General features: G+C 69.0%; 1 protein-coding gene and 1 pseudogene. One reads left to right on the forward strand and one right to left on the reverse strand.

Translation table 11 applies throughout. From position 1 onward, the window contains the following. Nucleotides 1-326, reverse strand: a pseudogene (locus Q0C41_RS31100) (hypothetical protein); the annotation flags it as partial. Nucleotides 327-681: 355 nt separating this feature from the next. Here Q0C41_RS31100 and Q0C41_RS31105 point away from each other — a divergent pair. Then, the coding region (locus Q0C41_RS31105) for a DUF1517 domain-containing protein (RefSeq protein WP_291990886.1) at nt 682-1003 on the forward strand (322 nt) is incomplete at its 3' end.

A 1003-nucleotide genomic window follows, 5' to 3' on the forward strand; every position in this document is an offset into this window, starting at 1 on the left:
ACGGTCTGCGCCTTGGCCCGACCACCCTTCTTCGCCTCGCCGTCCACGTGGAGCGCCGCGGCGCCCACCCACTTGCCGCCGGCCTGGGTCTGCCAGTCGTGGAAGATCTCGCCCTCGGGCGTGATCCAGAACGCCTCGAGGCGACCGTCTGCGTTCACACCCGTCGCGACGTGCACGGCCTTCTGCGCGAGCGTCTCTTCGACCGCCCAGAGGCCGTTCGCGCTCCGCTGCCAGTTGTGGCGCAGCGAGCCGTCCTTCGCGACGTAGAACACCTCGAGGCGACCGTCGCGGTTGAGGCCGATGGAGATGGTCCGTTTCGTCGTCATGGGCTGGAGCCTCCTTGGGCTTCTCTTGTCGCAAATGGGCCGTGTGTGCGCAAGGCGCATGCCTCACGTCCCCCGCGCGGGCCCGGATTGGTCCATTCCTGGGGGTGAGCACGCGGGCCAAGCCGCGGGGCAGCGTGTAGTCTTGGCGGCGATGCGCGTGCGTCCGTTCTCTCGCGAGGTGGCGGCTTGAGGCCTGCTCGGCCTGTTCGCCTTCCTCGGCCTATGGCTGGCCAGCGATCTCGTGGAGGCTCAGTTCACGGGGGGAAGCGCTGGCGGGGGAAGCTTCGGCGGCGGCGGCAGCGGTCGTAGACATGGCGGCGGCGACTTCGGCGGCGGCGATGGCGATGGCGCCTTCGTGCTGATCCGCCTGGTCATCTTCCTCTTCCAGGTCCACCCGGCGCTCGGCGTGGCCGGCCTCTTCGGAGTCGTCGTCTTCTTGGTGTGGCGTTCGCGCCAGGGTCAATCCTTCGGTCACTCGGACGACCACTCGATGGGGAGCCACGTCCCACCTCCCACAGCACGCAGCTGGTTCCAGGTCGACATCACCGAGGTGCGGATCGCGCTCGACGCGCGCTCGCGGGCATTTCTCCAGCGCGAGCTGATGAACGCTGGCCGCTCCGCGAACACCTCCACGAAGCGTGGTCTGGTGGACCTGCTCCGCATCACGCTGCGGGCGC

Origin of the sequence: Luteitalea sp. (assembly GCF_022842525.1) — a bacterium.
In the GTDB taxonomy this organism is placed as follows: Bacteria; Acidobacteriota; Vicinamibacteria; order Vicinamibacterales; family Vicinamibacteraceae; genus Luteitalea.